22 protein-coding genes, 1 pseudogene and 1 riboswitch are annotated in these 22,031 nt (G+C 39.0%); of the genes and pseudogenes, 9 read left to right on the top strand and 14 right to left on the bottom strand.

Annotated features, from left to right (window positions below):
- Positions 1 to 97: 97 nt before the first annotated feature.
- From EEJ45_RS14750 to EEJ45_RS14735, 4 genes are all read right to left on the bottom strand, one after another.
- Entirely contained in the window at positions 98 to 1,075 is a 978-nt protein-coding gene (locus EEJ45_RS14750) for an ABC transporter permease (protein ID WP_380018309.1), read from the bottom strand.
- Positions 1,056 to 2,522 carry an ATP-binding cassette domain-containing protein gene (locus EEJ45_RS14745; protein WP_124565589.1) on the bottom strand — a complete coding sequence of 489 codons (1,467 nt, stop codon included), beginning with the start codon at positions 2,520 to 2,522 and terminating at the stop codon, positions 1,056 to 1,058. The genes EEJ45_RS14750 and EEJ45_RS14745 overlap by 20 nt, the downstream gene beginning before the upstream one ends.
- Positions 2,519 to 3,628 carry a sugar ABC transporter substrate-binding protein gene (locus EEJ45_RS14740; protein WP_124565573.1) on the bottom strand — a complete coding sequence of 370 codons (1,110 nt, stop codon included), beginning with the start codon at positions 3,626 to 3,628 and terminating at the stop codon, positions 2,519 to 2,521. Before EEJ45_RS14740 ends, EEJ45_RS14745 begins: the two co-directional genes overlap by 4 nt.
- A 91-nt stretch (positions 3,629 to 3,719) precedes the next feature.
- Positions 3,720 to 3,826, bottom strand: a riboswitch (SAM riboswitch).
- Positions 3,827 to 3,989: 163 nt separating this feature from the next.
- Positions 3,990 to 5,291: an NCS2 family permease gene (locus tag EEJ45_RS14735; protein ID WP_124565572.1), complete on the bottom strand. Its 1,302-nt coding sequence runs from the start codon at positions 5,289 to 5,291 to the stop codon at positions 3,990 to 3,992.
- A 283-nt stretch (positions 5,292 to 5,574) separates the two neighbouring features.
- Here EEJ45_RS14735 and EEJ45_RS14730 point away from each other — a divergent pair, with 283 nt between their 5' ends.
- The gene (locus EEJ45_RS14730) at positions 5,575 to 6,429 is read left to right on the top strand and encodes an SDR family oxidoreductase (protein ID WP_124565571.1); all 855 of its coding nucleotides are present in this window, start codon (positions 5,575 to 5,577) and stop codon (positions 6,427 to 6,429) included.
- 7 nt (positions 6,430 to 6,436) lie between these two features.
- The gene (locus EEJ45_RS14725) at positions 6,437 to 7,207 is read left to right on the top strand and encodes a L,D-transpeptidase (protein WP_124565588.1); all 771 of its coding nucleotides are present in this window, start codon (positions 6,437 to 6,439) and stop codon (positions 7,205 to 7,207) included.
- Positions 7,208 to 7,248: 41 nt separating this feature from the next.
- Here EEJ45_RS14725 and EEJ45_RS14720 read toward each other — a convergent pair whose 3' ends face one another.
- On the bottom strand, positions 7,249 to 7,662 hold the full coding sequence (locus EEJ45_RS14720; protein WP_124565570.1) for a thioredoxin family protein: 414 nt from the start codon (positions 7,660 to 7,662) through the stop codon (positions 7,249 to 7,251).
- Positions 7,659 to 8,090: a disulfide formation protein C gene (locus tag EEJ45_RS14715; protein WP_124565569.1), complete on the bottom strand. Its 432-nt coding sequence runs from the start codon at positions 8,088 to 8,090 to the stop codon at positions 7,659 to 7,661. Before EEJ45_RS14715 ends, EEJ45_RS14720 begins: the two co-directional genes overlap by 4 nt.
- A gap of 266 nt (positions 8,091 to 8,356) precedes the next feature.
- Between EEJ45_RS14715 and EEJ45_RS14710 the strand changes: the two genes are divergently transcribed.
- A complete protein-coding gene (locus EEJ45_RS14710) occupies positions 8,357 to 10,081 on the top strand; it encodes a phospho-sugar mutase (protein ID WP_124565568.1) in 1,725 nt (574 codons plus the stop codon).
- A 26-nt stretch (positions 10,082 to 10,107) separates the two neighbouring features.
- Here EEJ45_RS14710 and EEJ45_RS14705 read toward each other — a convergent pair whose 3' ends face one another.
- Together EEJ45_RS14705 and EEJ45_RS14700 are read right to left on the bottom strand one after the other, a co-directional pair.
- On the bottom strand, positions 10,108 to 11,031 hold the full coding sequence (locus tag EEJ45_RS14705) for an LCP family protein (protein WP_245999946.1): 924 nt from the start codon (positions 11,029 to 11,031) through the stop codon (positions 10,108 to 10,110).
- Between the two features lie 90 nt (positions 11,032 to 11,121).
- Complete coding sequence (locus tag EEJ45_RS14700) at positions 11,122 to 11,388, bottom strand: YhdB family protein (protein WP_124565567.1); 267 nt, start codon at positions 11,386 to 11,388, stop codon at positions 11,122 to 11,124.
- A 133-nt stretch (positions 11,389 to 11,521) separates the two neighbouring features.
- On the opposite strand from EEJ45_RS14700, the gene EEJ45_RS14695 reads away from it, so the two are divergent.
- From EEJ45_RS14695 to EEJ45_RS14685, 3 genes are all read left to right on the top strand, one after another.
- The gene (locus tag EEJ45_RS14695) at positions 11,522 to 12,019 is read left to right on the top strand and encodes a PH domain-containing protein (RefSeq protein WP_124565566.1); all 498 of its coding nucleotides are present in this window, start codon (positions 11,522 to 11,524) and stop codon (positions 12,017 to 12,019) included.
- Complete coding sequence (locus EEJ45_RS14690) at positions 12,012 to 13,433, top strand: PH domain-containing protein (RefSeq protein WP_124565565.1); 1,422 nt, start codon at positions 12,012 to 12,014, stop codon at positions 13,431 to 13,433. The genes EEJ45_RS14695 and EEJ45_RS14690 overlap by 8 nt, the downstream gene beginning before the upstream one ends.
- 169 nt (positions 13,434 to 13,602) lie before the next feature.
- Positions 13,603 to 15,018, top strand: coding sequence for a SpoVR family protein (locus EEJ45_RS14685; protein WP_124565564.1), 1,416 nt, complete (start codon positions 13,603 to 13,605; stop codon positions 15,016 to 15,018).
- 59 nt (positions 15,019 to 15,077) lie between these two features.
- Here EEJ45_RS14685 and EEJ45_RS14680 read toward each other — a convergent pair whose 3' ends face one another.
- Together EEJ45_RS14680 and EEJ45_RS14675 are read right to left on the bottom strand one after the other, a co-directional pair.
- Positions 15,078 to 15,518, bottom strand: a complete 441-nt coding sequence (locus EEJ45_RS14680) for an NUDIX domain-containing protein (RefSeq protein WP_342769375.1) — start codon at positions 15,516 to 15,518, stop codon at positions 15,078 to 15,080.
- A 136-nt stretch (positions 15,519 to 15,654) separates the two neighbouring features.
- The gene (locus tag EEJ45_RS14675) at positions 15,655 to 16,479 is read right to left on the bottom strand and encodes an alpha/beta fold hydrolase (protein ID WP_124565562.1); all 825 of its coding nucleotides are present in this window, start codon (positions 16,477 to 16,479) and stop codon (positions 15,655 to 15,657) included.
- A gap of 107 nt (positions 16,480 to 16,586) precedes the next feature.
- Here EEJ45_RS14675 and EEJ45_RS14670 point away from each other — a divergent pair.
- Positions 16,587 to 17,237 (top strand): annotated as a pseudogene (locus EEJ45_RS14670) (SpoVR family protein); the annotation flags it as partial.
- Between the two features lie 189 nt (positions 17,238 to 17,426).
- Here the strand turns inward: EEJ45_RS14670 and EEJ45_RS14665 are convergent.
- The 4 genes from EEJ45_RS14665 to EEJ45_RS14650 form a co-directional block, all read right to left on the bottom strand.
- Positions 17,427 to 18,068: a glycosyltransferase gene (locus tag EEJ45_RS14665; protein WP_124565561.1), complete on the bottom strand. Its 642-nt coding sequence runs from the start codon at positions 18,066 to 18,068 to the stop codon at positions 17,427 to 17,429.
- A gap of 538 nt (positions 18,069 to 18,606) precedes the next feature.
- Entirely contained in the window at positions 18,607 to 18,750 is a 144-nt protein-coding gene (locus EEJ45_RS14660) for a DUF2292 domain-containing protein (protein WP_124565560.1), read from the bottom strand.
- A 38-nt stretch (positions 18,751 to 18,788) separates the two neighbouring features.
- Positions 18,789 to 18,965 (bottom strand): Fur-regulated basic protein FbpA, encoded by a 177-nt coding sequence (locus tag EEJ45_RS14655; protein WP_380018307.1) that lies wholly within the window; start codon positions 18,963 to 18,965, stop codon positions 18,789 to 18,791.
- 65 nt (positions 18,966 to 19,030) lie between these two features.
- The gene (locus EEJ45_RS14650; RefSeq protein WP_124565559.1) at positions 19,031 to 19,801 is read right to left on the bottom strand and encodes an alpha/beta hydrolase; all 771 of its coding nucleotides are present in this window, start codon (positions 19,799 to 19,801) and stop codon (positions 19,031 to 19,033) included.
- Between the two features lie 428 nt (positions 19,802 to 20,229).
- Between EEJ45_RS14650 and EEJ45_RS14645 the strand changes: the two genes are divergently transcribed.
- Both EEJ45_RS14645 and EEJ45_RS14640 read left to right on the top strand, forming a co-directional pair.
- Entirely contained in the window at positions 20,230 to 20,997 is a 768-nt protein-coding gene (locus EEJ45_RS14645; RefSeq protein WP_124565558.1) for an ABC transporter ATP-binding protein, read from the top strand.
- A 6-nt stretch (positions 20,998 to 21,003) separates the two neighbouring features.
- Positions 21,004 to 22,026 (top strand): aliphatic sulfonate ABC transporter substrate-binding protein, encoded by a 1,023-nt coding sequence (locus EEJ45_RS14640; protein WP_380018306.1) that lies wholly within the window; start codon positions 21,004 to 21,006, stop codon positions 22,024 to 22,026.
- Positions 22,027 to 22,031: the final 5 nt, after the last annotated feature.

Below are 22,031 nucleotides of genomic sequence, written 5' to 3'. Positions count from 1 at the left end.
CATAAAGGAAAAATCCGAACTCAATCGAATTCTGTGTAGAGAATTCCGACCAATAGTTCGGATTTTTCTTTGGCTAAAGCCTTTTGTCCCAGACTCTTTATTTTTTGCTTGCGAAAGAAAACGCTAAGGCAGCGACTAAAATACTTCCTTTAATAATATCTTGTGCATAGTAGGGCACATTCATCATGGTCAAGCCATTTAAAATAATACCGATTAAAACAGAGCCAAGTACGGTTCCAATTATATTCGGTTTTTTGGCTCCAAATATGGCGTAGCCAATATAGGCAGCTGCTACCGCATCCATAAGCAACGGTCCTCCAGCTGATACTTGCCCCGTCCCAATTCGACTTGTAAGCACAATCCCTCCGAGAGCTGCGAATAAACCGCTAATGCCATATGCATACAAACGATAGCGATTTGTTGGAATCCCAGCTAATCGTGCAGCTTCTCGGTTGCTTCCCGTCATGTAGAACATGCGACCGTATGTGGTTTTTTCTAAAAATACATAAGCAATTGCAGATACAAGTAACATGATAACGACCGGTACAGGAATACCGAGGACAGAGCCTTGACCAATAAAGAGAAAGGACGGAATAAAGCGTCCGGTGGCGCCTGCCATGCCTTCATATATAGAAGATCCTTTTGTAAGTGTTAATTGTAGTCCGCTGATGATGTACATCACGCTGAGTGTTGCTAATAAATCAGGTAGCTTAATGCGTACAACAAGAAAGGCGTTGAGCAACCCAACGAGAAGCCCGCATAGCAATGGGATGAGAAGTGCTACCAACAGCTCCTGTCGGTACAGTACAAGAGCAGCTGCACTTGTGACAGTAGCCAAGCTGGCAGTCGCACCAACAGACAGATCAAAGCCATCTACCACAAGAGTAAATGTAACACCAATTGCTAACAGTGTTACAATAGAGATAGAACGCAAAATATCGCTTATATTTTGATACGTCAAAAACGATTCATTCATAAGAGCAAAAAAGGCTGTAACAGCAAGAATTATGCCGATTGTTCCAAATTGATAAAGACCTTGTTTAATAGCTGGCTTTTTAGAGAGTTTTGTATGAATGGTTACTGCCAATGATTTCTCCTCCTTCCGCTAACCATAGCAGTTCTGCTGCATCGGTTTCCTGCGGGAATACTTCTGTAATAATCTCACCTTTACACATAATGAGAATACGATCAGCAATTTGTAATGCTTCATCTTGTTCTGCGGTAAAATACAGAACAGCGGCTCCTCTTTGTGTAACGTCTGTAATAAAACGAAATACATCTTGCTTTGCTGCAACATCAATGCCTTTTGTAGGCTCATCCAAAATGAAAACTTTAGATTGGAAGCCAGCCCATTTTGCAATAGAAACTTTTTGTTGATTGCCCCCGCTTAAATTAGCAACCTGTACATGTATGGTTCTTGGTTGGATATGAAATTGTTCACTTATCTCTAGGGCGTGTCTTTCTTCAGTTTTTGTACGCAACAGACCTTTGCGATGAAGTGACAAATGATTGCTTATACTTTCATTTAGAAAAAGGCCTTGTTTGCGCCGTTCTTCAGGTACAAATGCCAAACCCGCACGAATAGCATCAGAGGGGGTACAAAAGCGTTGCTTCGTTCCATTGATGGTAACTTGAACAGGGTCACGGGCGCCAAATAGTGTTTCAGCCAGATTAGATTTACCGCTTCCCAAGAGGCCATAGATGACCAGGACCTCTCCTTCTTTAACGTGAAGTGCACGATGTTCCAATAAATTCTCCGCTGTTGCCAGATTTTTTTCTAAGCGTTTGGCATGATTTATAGGACCAGCTATTGCAGTAACAATATCTTCATCCGTCATAGTGGCGGGAGAAGCAGTACAAACTACATGCCCATTACGCAGGAGTGTCATTTTATCTGCTAGCTGTCTGATTTCGGATAAACGATGCGATACAAGAAGAATACCAACACCCTGTCTCTTCAGTGAATGAATCAACTCTATTAAATGTTGTGCTTCTTTTGGGCCGAGAGCTGAAGTAGGTTCATCCAACAATAAAAATTGGACATCATCAGATAGTGCCCTCGCAATTAAAATGAGTTGCTTTTCATAAAGTGAACATTGTGAGATTGGTTGTTTTACATTAATGTTCAGTCCGACGCGTTTTAGTAAGAGCTTTGCTTCTTGTTCTTTTGCTTTTGTTGAAAAATAAATTCGCTTTTCGCGAACGATTTGATTGAGAAGTACATTTTCAAGTACGGATAGTTCTGACATAAGAGCGTGATCTACTTCTTGTGCGACAAATGCAATACCTTTTTCATGAGCTTGTTTTGGTGATTGTAAGGGAATCGTTTTATTGTCCAGCTGAATAGAGCCAGAGAGGGGAGAGAAATCTCCCGCTAATATTCGTAAAATTGTGCTTTTTCCCGCGCCGTTCATACCAAGTAGAGCATGAACAGTACCCCGCTCAATTGTAAATGTAATATCTGCAATGACAGGCACGTTTGTGTAACTGTGTGTGATGTGCTGCAATGCCAAACTCATTATTTCTGCTCCTTTTCCAGTTTGCTCATCCATGGGGAGTAAGCTGCTTGTGAAGTACCCCAACCTGGAATATACTTTTCTAGACCGTCCATTGTAACAACTTCAGATGGTAACTGATCTTTCTTTACTAGATATGGTTCTAAACTATACACGTCAGGTGTTTTTTCTCCTGCAACCTTTTGATACAAGAAACGTGTTTGAATTCTTCCTACTTCTGCTGGATTGGTTGCTGCTGTAGCTGCCCAAGGAGAATTCTCTTTCTGGATTAGCTGCAAGTCTTCATTGCTTAAATCTATTCCATACACTTTAATATCTGTTCGACCAGCTTGCTCTAGAGCTTTAGTAGCACCTTTTGCAAATTCATCCCATGTAGCAAAGATAGCATCAAGGTCTCCTTTTTTCGGATATTTTTTCAGCAACGCCTCTACTTGCGTTTGTGTATCCAAAGCCGTGTTGTTAGAAGCCGTTCCAAAGCGAGCAACTTCTTTTATATTTGGGTAACGTTTATAAAAGGCATCAATCATTGTGCTACGTCTTTCCATTGGTGCAAAACCGCCTACCCAAAGTACAGCGATTTCACCTGTCCCGTTCAAATCTTCAGCCAATGTTTTTAGTGATTTCCATGCTAAACTGTAGTCATCCTGATCAATAACAGTAACACCTGGCAAGCGCAAATCGTTATCAAATGCAACAACAGGAATGTTTGCGGCCAAAGCTTTTTCCACACCGTTTTTTAGTGCCTCAGAGCGACCATGGTCAATTAAGATACCGTCTACCTTAGCATTGATAGCCGTATCTAAGTTTGTAGCCATTTTGGCTAAATCATTATCGGAGTTATACACCTGTACCGTACCACCGAATGCCTCTACCTGCTTTTTTACACCTTCAATATATTGAGATGAGAAAGTACCAATCGACATTTGCATAATTAAAGCAATTTTTAAAGGCTTTTGTACTTTGTCAGGAATCTCGGTGTTGGTGGATACTGTTGCTTTTTGTTCTTGCTTAGTAGAAGTTTGTTTTTGCGTTGGTGCAGCATCCTGCTCGTTTGTGCACGCTACAAGTGTTAATACGGATGTAAGTAAGATAGCTTTTGCCCATTTTTTCATTTTGTTTTTCCTCCTGATTTATCAAGAACGGTGTAGACGCAAAAAAGCCGCCTTTACACAAGAAAAGGCGGCGTCGCTGATTACTTTTCAGCTCTTATCCCTCAGCGCGTTCGCGCTGCAAGAATTAGCACCGTGCCCATAAATGGGTCGGTTGCCGGGCTTCGTAGGGCTCGTCCCTCCACCTGCTCTTGATAAGAAATTTGATATAGAACTGTTTTAAATTATCGGACTTTTCTTTCTATCTGTCAATATTTTTTGTGATATATTTTGTTACGGTTATATGTGGCTTATCAAAATCCGGATTTTATATGTCTATCTTATAAAAGAAATAGTAAAAAGGCCGCAATATGCGACCTTTCACTTAGTGAGGTAAAAATACAAGTTGATATAGGAACAATACAGCGAACACATACACTAATGGATGTACTGCACGGAATTTTCCTTTCACAATCTTCATCAGCGGATAGGAAATAAAGCCAAGGGCGATACCTGTCGCAATGCTGGATGTTAGTGGCATACTGAGAATAACTAAGAATGCAGGGAACGCTTCATCAAAATCATTCCACTCAATATGACGAACAGCCCCCATCATTAAGCAGCCCACGATAATGAGTGATGGCGATGTAATTGCTGCAACGCCAGATACAGCACCAACTAGCGGACTGAATAAAGCTGCTACTGCAAAAAGAGTAGCAACAACAAGTGCAGTTAAACCTGTACGTCCACCTGCAGCAACGCCAGCAGAGGATTCAATATATGCAGTTGTCGGGCTTGTCCCAAACATGGCACCAACAGTTGTTGAAATAGAGTCAGAAATCATGGCACGTCCGCCATTCGGCAACTTACCATTTTTCACAAGACCAGCTTGCTGTGCTACACCAAGAAGTGTACCTGTTGTATCAAATAATGTAACAAGCAAAAATGAAAACACAACGCCGTATAGACCATATTGAACTACATCGGAAATTGCTGTAATTGGATTTGCAACTATAATACCCTCTGGTAATTGTGGCAATGACATTACGCCTTTTGTAAAGGATAATTGTTTTGTGAAGTACGCGATAATACCTGTAATTAGCATCCCGATAAACAACGCGCCTCGAACGTTAAGGGACATTAACATAATAGTTACTGCAAGCCCCACCAATGCCAAAATAACAGGAGCGGAGTGTAAGTCTCCCAGGCCAACCAGATTGGAAGGATGTTTTGTAATGATACCTGTTAAACGAAGGCCGATAAAAGCGATGAACAAACCAATACCAGCTGTAATTGCATGCTTTAAGTTTTCAGGAATAGCTTCCATTAGTTTTGTACGGAATTTTGTTAAAGATAATACAAGAAAAATCATACCAGTGACAAATACTGCGGAAAATGCAATTGCAAATGTTACATCTTCATTCGCTTTTACAACAGAATAAGCAAAATAGGCATTTAATCCCATGCCGGGTGCAATTGCAATTGGCAGATTAGCAAAAAACGCCATGCATAGTGTACCGATAACTGCTGCAATTACTGTAGCTGTAAAACCTTGCTGAAACGGCACACCTGCATCCGCTAAAATAACGGGGTTTACGATAATGATATATGCCATTGTTAAAAAGGTTGTAAGACCTGCAATAATTTCTGTTTTTACAGATGATTTATGCTCTGATAAATTAAACATACTTGTAACCTTCCTTTTTTACGAATAATAATCACAACAGTTATATATATTATTCGGTAATGTTTGATTTAGCAAGAGTTTTTTTAAAAAAATCGAATGTTTTTTATTGTTCTTACAGGTATCGTTAAGAAATTGATGAGTTTTATCGGCAACATAGTTTCTTTTTGTATGAAGCATTTTTAACTATTATGTACAATCCTTTTATATTTTGACTTCTTATGTACATTCTATATAAATGAGCAAAGCTTGTATTAGTTTATGTAATAGAAAGGAGCAACGAACGATGGCAAATAAGAAGCAGATTCAACCCCCACAACACCAAAAAAAGCAACCAGGGATTGAATCTCTGATGAATCCTCTGCCGCAGTTTGATCAGGGTTATACAGGTTCAGGGAAATTACAGGGGAAATATGCGTTAATTACAGGTGGAGACAGCGGTATCGGTCGAGCTGTGGCCGTAGCGTTTGCCAAAGAAGGAGCGCATGTTGCGATTGCTTATTTAGATGAGCATGAAGATGCAAATGAAACAAAGCGTATTGTGGAGAGTCAAGGTGTGAAATGTTTGTTGCTGGCTGGCGATTTAAGTGAGGAGACACAATGTAAAAATATAGTAGCACAAACAGTATCGCAATTAGGTGGTCTTAATATTCTGGTAAATAACATTGCCCAGCACTATCCGTGTCAAAATTTACTTGAACTTACTGCGGATCAGTGGGAGAAAACATTCAAAATCAACGTTTTTTCCTATTTTTGTACAACCAAAGCGGCTCTGCCGCACATGAAAGCAGGAGACGCTATTATTAATACAACCTCCATTACTGCTTATGAGGGAAACGAACAGCTTCTGGATTATTCTTCTACAAAGGGAGCAATTGTTACGTTTACAAAATCATTGGCAAAATCTCTTATGAAACAAGGAATTCGCGTGAACGGTGTTGCACCTGGTCCGATATGGACCCCACTTATTCCAGCGAGTTTTGATAGCAAAAAGGTATCTGAATTTGGTAGCGATTCACCGATGGGACGACCAGGTCAACCTTATGAGCTGGCTCCAGCTTATGTATATTTGGCATCAGCTGATTCTTCTTATGTGTCGGGACAAATGCTTCATGTCAACGGTGGGACCATTATTGGGTAAGCTAGGGATGAAGAAGTTGAGGGTTTTATTCATATTGATTATGGTACTGTTTTTACCTCTAGAAGTACGAGCAGCACTTCCAGATCATCTGATTTTAATTAACATTGAAACAAACCAACTATGGTATTTTGAAAACGGCAATTATATACGAACGTTTCCTGTTTCAACAGGTAAAAAGGAAACACCTACGCCGGAGGGGAAGTTTTTAATTGCTAATAAGTATAAAAATAAGAGATATCATCGAAAGAAGATTGAAGGCGGTGCTTGGAACAATCCTCTCGGTACAAGGTGGATGGGGCTTAATTATAAAGAATACGGTATTCATGGCACGAATAAAGAATATTCTGTAGGCACATATGAATCAAATGGATGCATTCGCATGAATGATCGTAACATTCAATGGTTGTATGATAGAGTGCCGCTGCATACAAGGGTAGTCATTAAACGATTTTATATTTCGCCGGAAATGATGGCCCATAAGATGGGATATCGTGTAACAAGTTGGGGCGGAAAAAAGGTACAATCTCATCAAGTTGGGAGAATCCGTTTAATGGATCGCACCATGTTATATTGGCGCGATTTAAATGGAGTTTATTATCCGATCAAACAGGTTATGCCAAATGAAACGTATGAGGTTTTCTCCCATGATGGAGCTGGCACATATCATATCGGTAATGGTTTTTATATTATTGATAAGGTACAAGAAGATAGTGTTTATGAGCAAGTTCCAAACCATATTCTTGCTAATCAATATAAAAGAAAACAAGGCGTCCTGTGACACCTTGTTTTTTTGCCAAGCTGAACTAGCAGTTTTTCTTGTTATGGTCGATTTTTTTCAAACCACTGTTTAAATGTATCTTTTTCTTGTTCACCTTGAATACGGTCTACTTCTTGTCCATCTTTGAAATGGATGACAGTTGGTGTTCCGGTAATCTTATAGCTGTCCCAGCCTGCTTGATATTTTTGAAGGTCGATTACTTTCATATCAATACCCATGTCTTTTGTCATCGGTACAATTACTGGTGATACACGTGCGCAATGTACGCAGGATGTTTGATAAAAATAAACAATTAAATCTTTTTTGTCTTTGACCAGCTTATCTAATTCATTTAATGAAACAGAATTTTGATAGTACTCAGCCTTGCTGTCAGATTTTTTCTCTTGTGTAGATACAAAGGCAATGGCACCGAGTAAAGCGACAAGAATCAGTGTAAAGATAACCATTTTTTTCATGCTTTGAAAGCTCCTTTTCTTAATATAAATCCACTGGTAACTGCAACAACGATAAAAGCGATAAGAGCTAGGAAGGGAATCGTGATAAAGCCAAACCAATTAATGTAATCCCCCGTACAAGGAACACGACCGCAGGAGGCACCAGCTTCTGATAAAGCAGGAATTTTTTGCAGCGCATAATGATACATGGAAAAACACGCACCAATGGATGCAAGCGGCAGTGTGTAAACGGCAATTGTATAATCTTTGCGGAGCATAGCTATACCAAGAAGCAAGACGAATGGGTACATTAAAATGCGCTGATACCAGCAGAGTGTACAAGGTTCATATTTCATGAATTCAGAAAAATATAAGCTCCCTAATGTTGCCGTTAAAGAAGTAGCCCAAGCAGTGAACAGTGCATACTCTAATTTTTTTTCAGTCGTCATGCAGGTTTCCCTCTTTTCTACTGTTACTAACTAAATTATAGTACGAGTCATTTCTTATGTAAAATGTATTTGCGGTGAATTTTGATAATAGAAATTATTTCCCTTGACTACTAGCATCGGGTAAAAAATGATATGATAATACACGAATGTTCTTTACATATAGTCAGAACAAATTTTATTTGCAGGATAAGTATGATTCTTGTCGAATTATTGCACAGGAAATAGCATTCTGACTCAATAAGACTTCAAGGTGGGAGAGGATAAACGTGAATTGGAAAACAACTTATGAACGCTGGGCAAACGCTCCGCAACTAGCTGAGGATGTAAAACAGGATTTACTTCGCGTCAGCGAAAATGAAAAGGAATTAGAAGATTGCTTTTATAAAAATCTAGAATTTGGTACGGGCGGTATGCGCGGTGAAATTGGACCGGGAACCAACCGAATGAATATATACACAGTACGTAAAGCTTCAGAAGGATTAGGACGCTTTATTGAGTCTTTTGGAGAAGAGGCAAAGCGTCGCGGCGTAGCAATTGCATATGATTCTCGCCATAAATCACCGGAATTTGCAATGGAAGCCGCAAAAACGTTGGCTTCACGCGGCATTCAAACATATGTGTTTGAGGAGCTTCGCCCAACACCGCAGCTGTCTTTTGCATTACGTACGCTTGGCGCTTTTTCTGGGATTGTCGTAACAGCAAGTCACAATCCGCCTGAGTACAACGGTTATAAAGTATATGGTGAAGACGGAGGCCAATTGCCGCCGAAAGAAGCGGATATGGTGATTGATTATGTAAATGCTGTTGAGAATGAGTTAGATCTTGTTGTAGAAACTGAAGAAGCTTTAAAAGAAAAAGGCCTTATTAAAATGATTGGCGAAGAGATGGATGAAAAGTATGTAGAGATGTTAAAAACAATCTCTGTTAACCCTGAACTTGCGGATGATGAACTGAAAATAGTGTTTTCTCCATTACATGGAACAGCTAACAAGCCGGTACGTAAGGCTTTAGCTGCACTTGGCTATACGAATGTGACTGTAGTGGCAGAGCAGGAATTACCGGATCCGAATTTCTCTACTGTTACATCACCGAACCCAGAAGAGCACGAGGCTTTTACTTTAGCGATTGAATACGGTATAAAAATTGATGCTGATATTCTTGTTGCAACAGATCCAGACGCTGATCGCTTAGGTGTAGCCGTTAAGAATACAAATGGTGAGTATGTTGTGTTAACAGGAAATCAAACAGGTGCTATTTTACTTGAGTACTTGCTTTCTCAGAAAAAAGCAAAGGGAATTTTACCTGCAAACGGTATTGTATTAAAAACCATTGTTACGTCAGAGATTGGACGTGCTATAGCTAGCGCTTATGGTTTACAAACACTTGATACATTAACAGGATTTAAATTTATTGGTGAAAAAATTAAGGAATATGAAACAACAGGTGAATATACATTCCAGTTCGGATATGAGGAAAGCTATGGTTATCTTATCGGAGATTTTGTACGTGATAAAGATGCGGTACAAGCAACCCTTTTTGCAATTGAAGCTGCAGCATACTATAAAAAACGTGGCATGACGTTATATGAAGGACTGCTTGAAATTTTCGAGAAGTATGGTTTTTACCGTGAAGGTTTAAAGTCCTTAACTCTAAAAGGAAAAGACGGTGCAGAGCAAATCGCAAACCTGCTGTCTTCTTTCCGTCAACAGCCGCCTGTTGAGTTTGCAGGGCTTCGCGTTACAAAGGCGGAGGACTATAAAACAAGTGTCAGCACAGATATCAATGGTGATACAGAAGAAATTCAACTGCCAAAATCCAATGTATTAAAATATTTCTTGGAAGACGGTTCATGGGTATGTTTACGTCCTTCTGGAACAGAGCCGAAAGTGAAGTTTTACTTCGGTGTGACGGGTACTAGTCTAGAAAGCAGCGAGGTAAAGCTTGCAGAGATCTCAGAAGCATTTATGGAACAAGTAAATGCGAGACTATAAAAAAACAAGGCCAAAGCCTTGTTTTTTTATTTGGTTGATTCGTTTACAGGCTTTGGTTCATCAATGATAAACTCTTTTAATGCAGCCCGGTTTTTAATAAAATCCAGCTCTAGTACAGCACCTGCATGTTTATAGGTTTTATCCTGATAGCCAGCTTGTACGGGGATACGCATGGTTTGTACTTCTGTAATTGGATTAAGTAACATACTTCCGCCAATGGATAAAATAGTTTGTGTACTCATGTCGGTTTCCACATATTTCATTAACTCTTGTCCCATGCCAGGTAGTTTGAACATGCCGTCCAATGAGCTTGCCTTATTGGAGAATTCATCTTTTAAGGCATTTAAAACTTGTTGTTGTCTTTGTACACGTCCGAAATCACTTTCTGCATCATGACGAAATCTTGCGTACGAGAGGAGTTCACGCCCATGCAAACGCTGGCGACCAGCTGCTAGCTTTAATCCCATATCATCAATAAGGCGCTGTGGTACATCTACCTCAATTCCTTCAGGTGCAACGGCATCTACAATTTTTACAAATCCTTCGAAATCAATTGTCACATAGTGCTGCACGTCAATTCCGAAATTTTCTTTAATGGTTTTACGAAGCAGCTCAGGACCACCTAAGTAATAGGCCGTATTGATTTTATTGTAGCCCTTTGCATAAGAAGGAATTTTAACATAGCTATCCCTCATAATAGACACCAGTTTGGCTTTTTGATGCTTAGGGTCGTATTGCGCGACCATAATGGCATCGGAACGGGAGTGTTTTTCACCCCTAGAGTCGACACCAAGAACCAAGATATTGATGCGGCCGTTCTCATCTTTTACGCCGTAAAAAGGTGCATGTTTAACAGGGGTATCGCCGATTGGTTCTTGTTTTCCAGTATTTCCTTGTGATTGACAACCGGCTATACATATCGCTATAAGGAGAATGAATAATTGCTTCAAATTATCACATCCTAACACATTTATATTTAGTATGAGCCGTAAAAGGGAAAATATACAGACAAGGGATTCGCTATGCGAATCCCTACATGTTTACATTTGTACTTGCTCGTGCTGATATGCTTCATACGACTTTTGTGTTGCATGGTCAATATACTGAAACATAAGCTGCAGCTGCTTATCGACCTCGGCTAAATCTTTTGCATACTTATAAGCGTGCATAAAATGCTCTATTCGTTTTGAAAACACTTCGTCTTTTGTTTGCACCATTAAAATGAGAAGTTGATCCCAATTACAGCAATACGTATAGTATAGCGCTTTGTCGTAATCGGTGTAGCCCTCTGTCAGTTGTATATTCATCACAAGCCCTCCTTGCTTGAGGAGTTGAGATTAGTGTATGACAATCAGACAAAATTAAGCCTGAAAGAATTTGTTAGGAAATTGTTATATAAAATGCCGAAAAAGTATGGTTAGATAGAGGTAAGCAGAAATTATGATTGAGGTGTTTCCTTTGCAGTCAAGGCTAGAGCATTACATAGATGAACGTGCTGTTCAAGTATGGCGTTTGACCGCCATTGTGATAAATGTTGTCATAGTTGCCATTTATGGCGCTGTTTTTCTTATATTTCCTTCATTTCGCGATATGACAATGCTGCATATAGGACTTGGCATGACTTTATTTATACATATATTATTCACAATCTTTATCTTTCCAAGGCTACGTTGGCAAAGATGGCGTTATGCGATTCAAGCGCAAGAGATTGACTTACAGCATGGTGTATTCATAACAAAAAAAACATTAGTGCCGATGATTCGCGTACAGCATGTAGATATACGCCAAGGGCCTTTTTTACGTAAGTATGGACTGGCTGCTGTAGAAATTACAACAGCTGCGACTACACACGAAATCCCGGCCGTAGCGGTGGAAGAGGCAGAACGTCTTCGCAATCAACTATCGGCGCTGGCAAGGGTGGCGACAGAAGATGTATAAAAAAAGATTACATCCTATTGCAATTGCATTTACCATATGTAAATACACATGGAGTTTATTTCCGTTATATACAATTGTTTTAGTCAACTTCAGCAAATCTTTTCCTTTTTCAACGTTTGTGAACACAATGGTACTAATCGGCTTGTTTTTAGTAGGAGTTACAATTTCTTCCTTCCTAAGCTGGAAAACCTTCACGTATACGTTAGACGGGACAAATCTTATTATTGAACATGGTTTACTGTTTCACAGTAAACGCTCTATTCCGATTGATCGTATTCAATCCACGAACGAACAAGAAAACATATTGCATAGATGGTTTGGACTCGTGCAGCTACAAATAGAGACAGCAGGGGGGACAGGTCCTGAGCTTGTTTTAAGAGCAATTTCGAAAGAAGAGGCCCGTCAATTACGAAGTGTTCTTACAAGACATTCTCATGCAACAGGGAAAGATTCGTCTCTTTATATGCGCACTTTATCATCAAGGCACCTATTATTTTATGCGATTACTTCAGGTACGGTAGGTATTGTTCTTTCAGCTGTAGCTGGTTTGTATACAGAATTTGGTGATTACATTATCATTCCGCTCAAATTATCGGACTTATATACACATCAACCGTTATTTTATGTAGGATTTTTACTGTTTTCTGTGTTTATTATGTGGATTATTGGTATTTTAATTGTATATCAGAAGTATTATGATTTTCGACTAATTAGACAAGAAGACAATCTCATTATAACTAGAGGATTATTTCACAAACAGAAAATGATCATCCCGCTGGGGCGCATACAAGCGGTAAAAATTGAAGAGAATATAGTGAGACAATGGTTCGGATTTGCTTCGGTTCGTTTAATCAGCGCTGGTGCAGATGAGGGAGAGGACAGTAAAATCGTCAGCTTTCCGCTTGTAAAAATAAAGGAGCTACCTTTCTTATTCAAGCATTTCTTACCTGATTTTGAGATACAAACTGCATTGCAGCGCCTTCCGCACCGAGCACGTAGAAGATACATGTTTCGTACGATACTTCCCGTTTTACTATTATCTATTACCGCTTATTTTTTTACATTTATAAAGTATGTTTTACCTGTCCTTTACTTACTTGGACTTTGGCTCGGTTATAGAAGATATAAAGATGCAGGCTGGATGATAACTAATCAGCAAATTATATTTCGTACTCGTTTCCTCGGACGTACGACTGTTATAATAAAGCGACATCGTATTCAATCGCTCACTGTTCAAAAAACAATGGTACAAGAACCAACTAGCTTATGCACCATAAAGGTATATGTAAAAGTAGGTGTCGCGTACAATGCTTTTTCATTAGTGGATGTGGATGAAAGTACAGGTACATCTGTACGTAAATGGTATTCGTATGAAAAAGAACCTACTGTATTCCCTTATATGAAAAACGGATGACGGTTCCGCTAAGCGGACCTTTTTTGTTTGACCGAAATAATAGTGAGAATAACCGAAAAGTGGCTGAATTCCTAGATAAAACAACAAATTAATCAGTCATGAACCCTCTTTCTCATGAAATGCTCGTTTGCTTCATACATTGAAGTAACGGAGAAAAGGGGGGAATGGTGTGAAAGCGGAAGATTATAAAGCACTGGAATATGCAATTGATGAAATTACAGAAATTGCAGAAGGGTTTGGCTTGGACTTTTATCCTATGCGCTATGAAATTTGCCCTGCCGATATTATTTATACATTCGGCGCCTACGGCATGCCAACACGCTTTTCACATTGGAGCTTTGGTAAGCAATTTCATAAAATGAAGCTGCATTATGATTTAGGATTAAGTAAAATTTACGAACTTGTAATTAATTCAAATCCGTGCTACGCCTTTTTATTGGAAACAAACTCGCTCATTCAAAACAAACTTATCGTCGCACACGTGTTAGCGCACTGTGATTTCTTTAAAAATAATGTGCGTTTTAGTAACACAAAGCGCGATATGGTTGAGAGTATGGCAGCAACAGCCGACCGCGTCAAGCATTATGAGCATGAACACGGCAAGCAGGAAGTGGAAAAATTTTTAGACGCAGTGCTTGCGATCCAAGAGCACATCGATCCGTCACTCATGCGTTCTAAGCTTGCTTGGACTCTTGAAGAGCTTGAAGAAGAGGAAGAAACAAAATCCTCAAGCCCATATGACGATTTATGGGACTTAGATCAGCGCAATAAAAAGAGAGATGAACCGAAAGTAAAACGAAAAAAGAAATTCCCACCGCAGCCTGAAAAGGATATCTTGCTCTTTATTGAACAATATGCACGAGACTTGGAGGACTGGCAGCGTGATATTCTCACAATGATGCGTGAGGAAATGCTGTATTTCTGGCCGCAGCTGGAGACAAAAATCATGAACGAAGGCTGGGCAAGTTATTGGCACCAGCGTATCCTTCGCGAAATGGACCTGACAAGCGAGGAAGCAGTGGAATTTGCGAAGCTGAATGCAGGTGTTGTTCAGCCGTCGAAAACAAGTATCAATCCGTACTATTTGGGATTGAAAATCTTTGAGGATATCGAAGAACGCTACAACAACCCAAGCGAGAAAATGAAGAAGGATGGAGTCAAACCAGGTTCAGGACGTGAACGGATGTTTGAGGCCAGGGAGATTGAATCTGACATTTCATTTCTGCGCAACTACCTCAACAAAGACCTTGTCATGCGTGAAGATATGTATCTCTTCCAGAAGCAAGGTAAGGATTATAAAATCGTTGATAAGTCGTGGGAGCATGTGCGCGATCAGCTCGTGAGCATGCGTGTAAACGGCGGATTTCCATACATTACTGTGAATGACGGCGATTATTTGAAAAACGGCGAGCTGTATTTGAAGCATTGGTTTGAGGGGATTGAACTGGATGTGAAGTATTTGGAGAAGGTCATTCCGTATGTGCAGCAGCTGTGGGGGCGTACGGTGCATATGGAGACGACGATTGAGAATAAGTCGGTGCTGTTTACGTTTGATGGGAAGATGTCGCATCGGAAGTATTTGTAGGGCTGCTGAGGATTCAGCAGCTTTTTTCATCAGGTTCTTTTCTTAAATATTGTTGTGTATTAAGACTTTGCTATAGGGATATGAGTAATGCTATTAGTGTCAGAAATTATAATATTAAGTATACCATTAGGGTACATCGGTTTCTGATTTAACTGGTCAACAGTACGCCAAACGAGTTTTACTTCTGGCAGTTCTTTATGTATAAAAGCTTCTTTATTTCCTGGTATTTGAACAAGACAATGATGTATTAAAGTATAATGATGGTTCTTTTTACTGTTGTACTCAAAAATACTGTCATCAATACAAACAAGCTCTCCCACGTACACTAACAAATTATATTCTTCTAATAGTTCCCTTACAATGGCTTCAGCAGCTGACTCTCTAAATTCAATACTTCCACCAGGAAGGCGATAAAAACTCTCTTCCAAATCACATTGAACAAGAAACATTGTTCTATCCGCATTTGAAACGATTCCTTCTGCCCTAAGCTTAGGTTTCACTATGTATAGCCTGCTTTCTTCTGAATTTTATTATTTGGAATAACTGATTTTTTTAGAATTTCATCCATGCTGTTTTTTAATATTCGTTTATAAACTAAAGAAATAAATGCTAATAAGGATATAACTTAAGTAGGTTTTATGAGTTGTTTTTTGTATATATGCTTACTTCTTTATATTGCTTAAATTGATTCCCTTCTAAAAAGTCAAGAATCATCTCATTAAAAATATCTTTCTCCATTGTACTTATGGGATCAAAAGCATTTTTAAATAAAGCAAGTGTTGAATTTGGGATATTGTTGAATAAAATTTGAGAACCTTTTCGTTCATCGACCCCCATTACTTTTCTATCGCCACCCATAACTAGAGTTGGGACGTTAATATTTTTTAATTCGTTTGTATGTGTAGGGAATTCGGAGTTTTTGGCTAATAAAAGCATTTCTTTATCAAAGGTAAAAGAATCTCGTAATACTTTCTTTGTAAATTCATCTTTACCGTACACTTTCATCATTAAGTTAATAATTGTATCATAGGGCATCATTTTGAAGATTGCATTGGACAGTTTTAAAACCCAACCTGAAACATTAGTAGGAATTTCACTGTATCCATTTGACAAAACCAGCTTTTCGATATAATTAGGATACTTAGAGGCAAACAGCTGTGCTGTAACAGATCCGTATGACAATCCAACTAAATAGACCTTTCTTATCTCAAGTTTGTCTAAAAACATTTTTATATCTTCAGCCATCACTTTTGCGGTGAATTGATTATTCGGAAAGGTTTTTGTAGATTCACCGTGCCCTCTTAAATCTAGCATTATCATTTTATAATTTGAAGAAAAAGTCTCAATTTGAGGTGTCCACATCTTCCAACTCGCCCCTAAACCGTGTAGGAAAACAATAGGTTGACCTTCCCCTCTGACTTCATAATGTATATGAACATTATCTAATTCTACTTTAGGCATGGTTCCCTCCGCTATTATTTATTTGATAAAGTTTAGCTTTTATTCCGTTCTTATTTTAACATAAATACCCATTTGCTTTTTTATCTATTTTAAGTTTTAAAGCAACTTTACAGAACGAAGGCTGGGCAAGCTACTGGCACCAGCGCATACTCCGTGAAATGGACCTGACAAGCGAGGAAGCAGTGGAATTTGCGAAGCTGAATGCAGGTGTAGTTCAGCCATCGAAAACAAGTATTAATCCGTACTATTTGGGGTTGAAGATCTTTGAAGACATCGAAGAACGCTATAACAATCCGACTGAGGAAATGAAAAAAGATGGCGTGAAGCCAGGATCAGGTCGTGAGAGAATGTTTGAGGTGCGGGAAATTGAGTCGGATATTTCGTTCTTACGGAATTATCTCAACAAAGATCTCGTTATGCGCGAAGATATGTACCTGTTCCAAAAGCAAGGCAAGGATTATAAAATCGTTGATAAGTCGTGGGAGCATGTACGAGATCAGCTTGTGAGCATGCGTGTGAATGGTGGTTTTCCGTACATTACTGTGAATGACGGGGATTATTTGAAAAACGGCGAGCTGTATTTAAAGCATTGGTTTGAGGGAATTGAGCTTGACGTGAAGTATTTGGAGAAGGTCATTCCGTATATGCAGCAGCTGTGGGGGCGTACGGTGCATATGGAGACAGTGATTGAGAATAAATCGGTGCTGTTTACGTTTGACGGGAAGATGTCGCATCGGAAGTATTTGTATAGCTGCTGAGGATTCAGCAGCTTTTTTGTTAGGAACTTTAACTATCGTGTAACGCATATATGGATTGTTTTATAAAATACTTTCTTTGAGAGTAGTTTGTATGACTAACTTTTCATATTGATAACTTATGTAAATCTGATATATACGAATATACAAAATTTTGAAGGGTATCCAGCGTTCTACTTGAGATGCTTAAGATTATTTATTGAACTTCTCCGGAAACTCCTTCACAACTCCTGCAGAGATAGTATCTGCCATTAAGATTATATGTGAGACCCCTTCATCAATCGCAATAATTCTTGCCTTCCAATCTTTTGCTAAGCTTGCAGATAGGTCATTTGTTACCAACTTTAGATGCATATACAGCAATTTTTTTAGATTTTCATTTTTCAAGTAAGGATTGGTACCGCTAAGGAACGCCGCTATATCATCAGCATTTCTATACCACTCTTTGCTTAGCTGATTCACCAAGGGTTTCTTTCCTGTTTTAGCCGCATCTACAATCTTGCCGGCAATAACAATGTGTTCCTTAAGCAAATTGGTCAGTTTGTTTCCAGCGTTCTCCCCGTATACAGGTTTTATAGCATTACCAATATCCTCTTGATTTTTCAGTAGCCTTGTTAACACCTGCTTTTGGTCTTCTGCTTCTGCTGTTGCACTTGTAATATAATTACTTGTCCATAATACATGATCAATCCAAAGTCTCCTAAATTCATTTTTAAATTTTAACTCAGATTGGCTAATAGAATGCTCTTGTGTTTCAGCGAAGGCACTAATTGACCCAGCCAGCACGTTTAGTGGAAATAACAAAATAACCCCTATTAATAATAGTTTCTTCATAAAAATGGCTCCTTTCAAATTCAACAAATATCGCTCTTATTATTTGTATATGGGATTTGTTTATTCTCTAAATGTTACTTTCTAATGTTCATTAATATTAACTTAATTCTCGTGTCCCATAATGTATCAAATGACAGCTAGTATTCCGTGCTGAAGTCCTATGTGATGGAAGTATGTTTTGAGAAAGAAGCTTTTCAAGAATGCTTTCCGACACAGAAAAGGCCGTCCTGTGTTCCGAACGGTTTCTGTGAGATTAAGGCTATCAATATAATGAAAGAAAGTTGGTAAAACATGCGTATGTGTAGTGATAGTCCGTCTTCCTCTCTATGTTGGGTTAGCGTCTATCATAGGGTGTTAGGAAGCGGACTTTTTTATGCATATTTTCTGCATGAAGATGAGTTTTGCGACACGCTCAAGCAACTTAGAATTTCCACATATAAACTAATCTATGAAGAAGTGGTCAAATGTATAGGTACTGTCGGTAATTATTAAAATGCTTTGCCATTGTGGGACGGAAAATTAACTGACTTATATAGAGCTACTTTTGTATCAAACGAAATTTCTCATTGTGATCGACTTGCGTAATTGTATCATTATGAATGGTAATAGTTACGGAGCCAAAATTAATTTTTTTCAACAGCGAAAAAATATATAGCAATTTTTCTTCATCAAGCTTTGCCACTGTTTATTCCTCCCTTAGTTCAAGTGTCTTCCTAACGCTTAAGGCTTCATTTTCTTAATAAATCTATACTCTTTTTCAAGTTCGCTGATTGTCCACTCAAACAGATGCTTGGAATCTTTTTTATACACACCTGAAGCAATTAATTTTTCAATTAACTGCTGCTTTTTTTGATTAATGGCATCGCGAAGAACATTACCCAGCAGAAACACCTCCATTATTTAATTAATCATATAGGTATAATGTGAATTAAAAGCATGAAAGCAATAAAAACAAGAATACGTTACAATATTTTTATTTCTCGCTCATTCATCTGGAATTTTTTGATAAATGTGCAGCACTTTTCTGCAACAAATTCTTTGTCAAAATCCATAGATGCAACATGATAGGAGTTATATAATGTTACAGTCTCTTTTAGCGGAGATTGAACTTGATTCATAATATAATCGCTGTTAGCAGGAGGAACTACATGATCTTCTTTTGATTTAAAAACTAACAGCGGACATGTGATATTTGCGAGCCGTGCACGGGTGTCTTCCATGAGCCCTAACACCTGGTGTATTGCTTTGATCGGTGCTTTTGCATAAGTGATTTCAAACACACTCTTATCTTTGATATCAGGTGCTCCTTCTTCAATAAAGCGCGGTTTGTGTATAGAGTTAAACGCGTCCATTCCAGGAATGCTCGTCATCGCGGCATTGATTAAAATGACGCCTGCAATGGATGGATGTTTACTAGTGAGGTGAAGAGCCAGCGTGCCGCCCATAGATTGGCCAATTATAAAAATCTTATTGCAATGCTTACGTAAAAGCTGATAGCCGTCTTCAAGACCGTTGAGCCAATCATGATATGTGTATGCTTCCATATCTTTATAATGAGTCCCATGTCCCTTTAGTCTTGGAGCATACACCGTATAGCCTTGTGCTGCAATACATTTCCCTAAAAATGCAACGCTTTGTGGCGTCCCAACAAAACCATGTGAAATTAATACACCGATATGATTTCCTTTAAAGAAGAATGGGTGAGCACCTTGTAGGACTGAATATGCCCTCATAGTCAGACTCCTTTCGTTAAAATGAAATAAGGCACCTATCTTAGAAAGATTAGGTGCCTTTGGTTGACCAATCGGCTTTACTATTAAATTAATATCATCTTAAACAAATTATTCCAATAAGTAAAGTGCGAATTTGTGGTTTTTTTAAAATTTCAATTTAAAAACCTAGTTGACAGATGGGTAAAGTGTGTTTATGATGAACCGTAATAGAATTTTATTTTCAAGATGAAGGCTGATCAGACAGACTGAAAGCCCCGGTTCTCTAAAAAAGAGCTGGGGCTTTTTTATTTAAACAGAATAGGCAAATGACCGATTGGGCATACCGAAGGTCCTCAACTATTACAGTTAAGGGCCTTTTTGCGTACCTATAGGATGTGCTTTTTCTGAACATGCAGTCTTACAAAGCTAGTTTGAGGAGGGAAAGGGGAATGAGTGTTTTTATTCAATCACTGCATAAGACTTTTGTAAAGTCACAACAAAGAACGCAGGTTTTAGAAAATATCAACCTGCATGTAAAGCAAGGGGAATTTGTGACTGTTATTGGTCCAAGCGGATGTGGAAAAAGTACTTTATTGAAGTTAATTGCCGGTTTGGATCGAGAATATGAGGGAGAAATTGCTATTCATAATGAGCAGGTTACAGGGCCGAGTATCAAACAAGGCTTCATTTTTCAAGAGCATCGACTGTTTCCCTGGCTTACAGTAGAAAAAAATATTGCAGCGGATTTATCGCTTAAGGATGCGAAGGTACGTCGTAGGGTTGATGAACTAATTGAAATTGTGAGGTTAAAAGGCTTTGAGAGAGCATATCCGAAAGAATTGTCAGGAGGGATGTCCCAGCGGGTTGCAATTGCAAGAGCGTTACTGCGAGATCCAGAGGTCTTATTGCTAGATGAGCCGTTTGGTGCGCTAGATGCCTTCACAAGGACACATTTACAAGATGTATTGTTAGATATTTGGAAGCAGAAGCAAACGACGATGATTCTTGTTACACATGATTTAGATGAGTCTATTTATCTGGCAAATCGCGTCTTTATTATGAGTGCAAGGCCAGGACAAGTGAGTAATATGATTTCTATAGATTTGCCATATCCTCGTAAAAAAGCAAGTGCAGCGTTTCAGGAGTTTAGGAAAAAGGTACTAAATGAATTTGAAAAAACAGAAGAACTTCAATTCATTGAAGGCTCAGGCATTTAAGGGAGGATGGAGAAAATGAAAAGAAAATCGTGGAGCTTTATCATTGCATTGGCAACTAGTGTGATGGTGGGGATAGGAGGATGCGATTCGAAAGTGACAACAGTGGATGAAAAGCAAGAGAAGAAAGAAGCTGTGACGGTTCATATAGGCATTCAACAAAGTTTAGGTCCCTTGTTAATTGCCAAAGAAAAGGGATGGTTCGAGGAAGAGTTTGAAAAGGTAGGTGCCAAGGTACAGTGGACTGTATTTCAAAGTGGTCCACCGCACTTTGAAGCACTAGCAGCAGATCGTCTGGACTTTGGAGTAGTAGGAAATTCTCCTGTTGTTGCAGGGCAGGCTGCCGGTATTTCGTTTAAAGAAATTGCCGTAGCTAGCGATGGATTAAAAGGAAATGCAATTCTGGTTGCAAAAGACAGCCCCATCCAAAAGCTGGAGGACTTAAAGGGCAAAAAAGTTGCAGTAGCAAAAGGAAGCAGTGGCTTTAATTTACTATATCGTGCCATTGATAAGGCTGGTTTGAAGCCGGAGGATGTGAAGATTATCCAACTGCAGCCTGATGAAGCACAGCCCGCATTCGAATCAGGAGCAGTAGATGCTTGGGCGATCTGGGAGCCGTTTGTTTCTGTGCAAACCTTAAAAAAAGAGGCGAGAGTCTTGGCTAACGGTCAATCACTGAATGTCTATTCGCCAAATTTTATTATCACTCGTACAAAATTCTCCGAAAAGCATCCGGAACTAGTTGTACATTTTCTGAAGGTGTATGAAAAAGCACGTCTATTCGAAAAAGAAAATCGTGAAGAAGCGATTACGCTGTACGCGAATGTAAAAAAAATTGATAAGGACATTGTGAGTCGGGTGCTTGAAAACAACCAATCTTTCAATCTGCCGATTACACAAGAAATCATAAAAGCCCAGCAAGACACAGCTAACTTTCAATATGAACTGAAGGCAATCAATAAAAAAATAGATACAGAAAAGGTAGTCGACAATTCGTATATTACAAAAGCGCTGCAAGCAGAAAAAAAGTGAGGTGA

Source organism: Ectobacillus antri (assembly GCF_003852715.1).
Lineage (GTDB): Bacteria > Bacillota > Bacilli > Bacillales > Bacillaceae_G > Ectobacillus > Ectobacillus antri.
The sequence above is the reverse complement of the archived record's forward strand: the minus strand, read 5'-3'. Positions and strand labels throughout refer to the sequence as shown.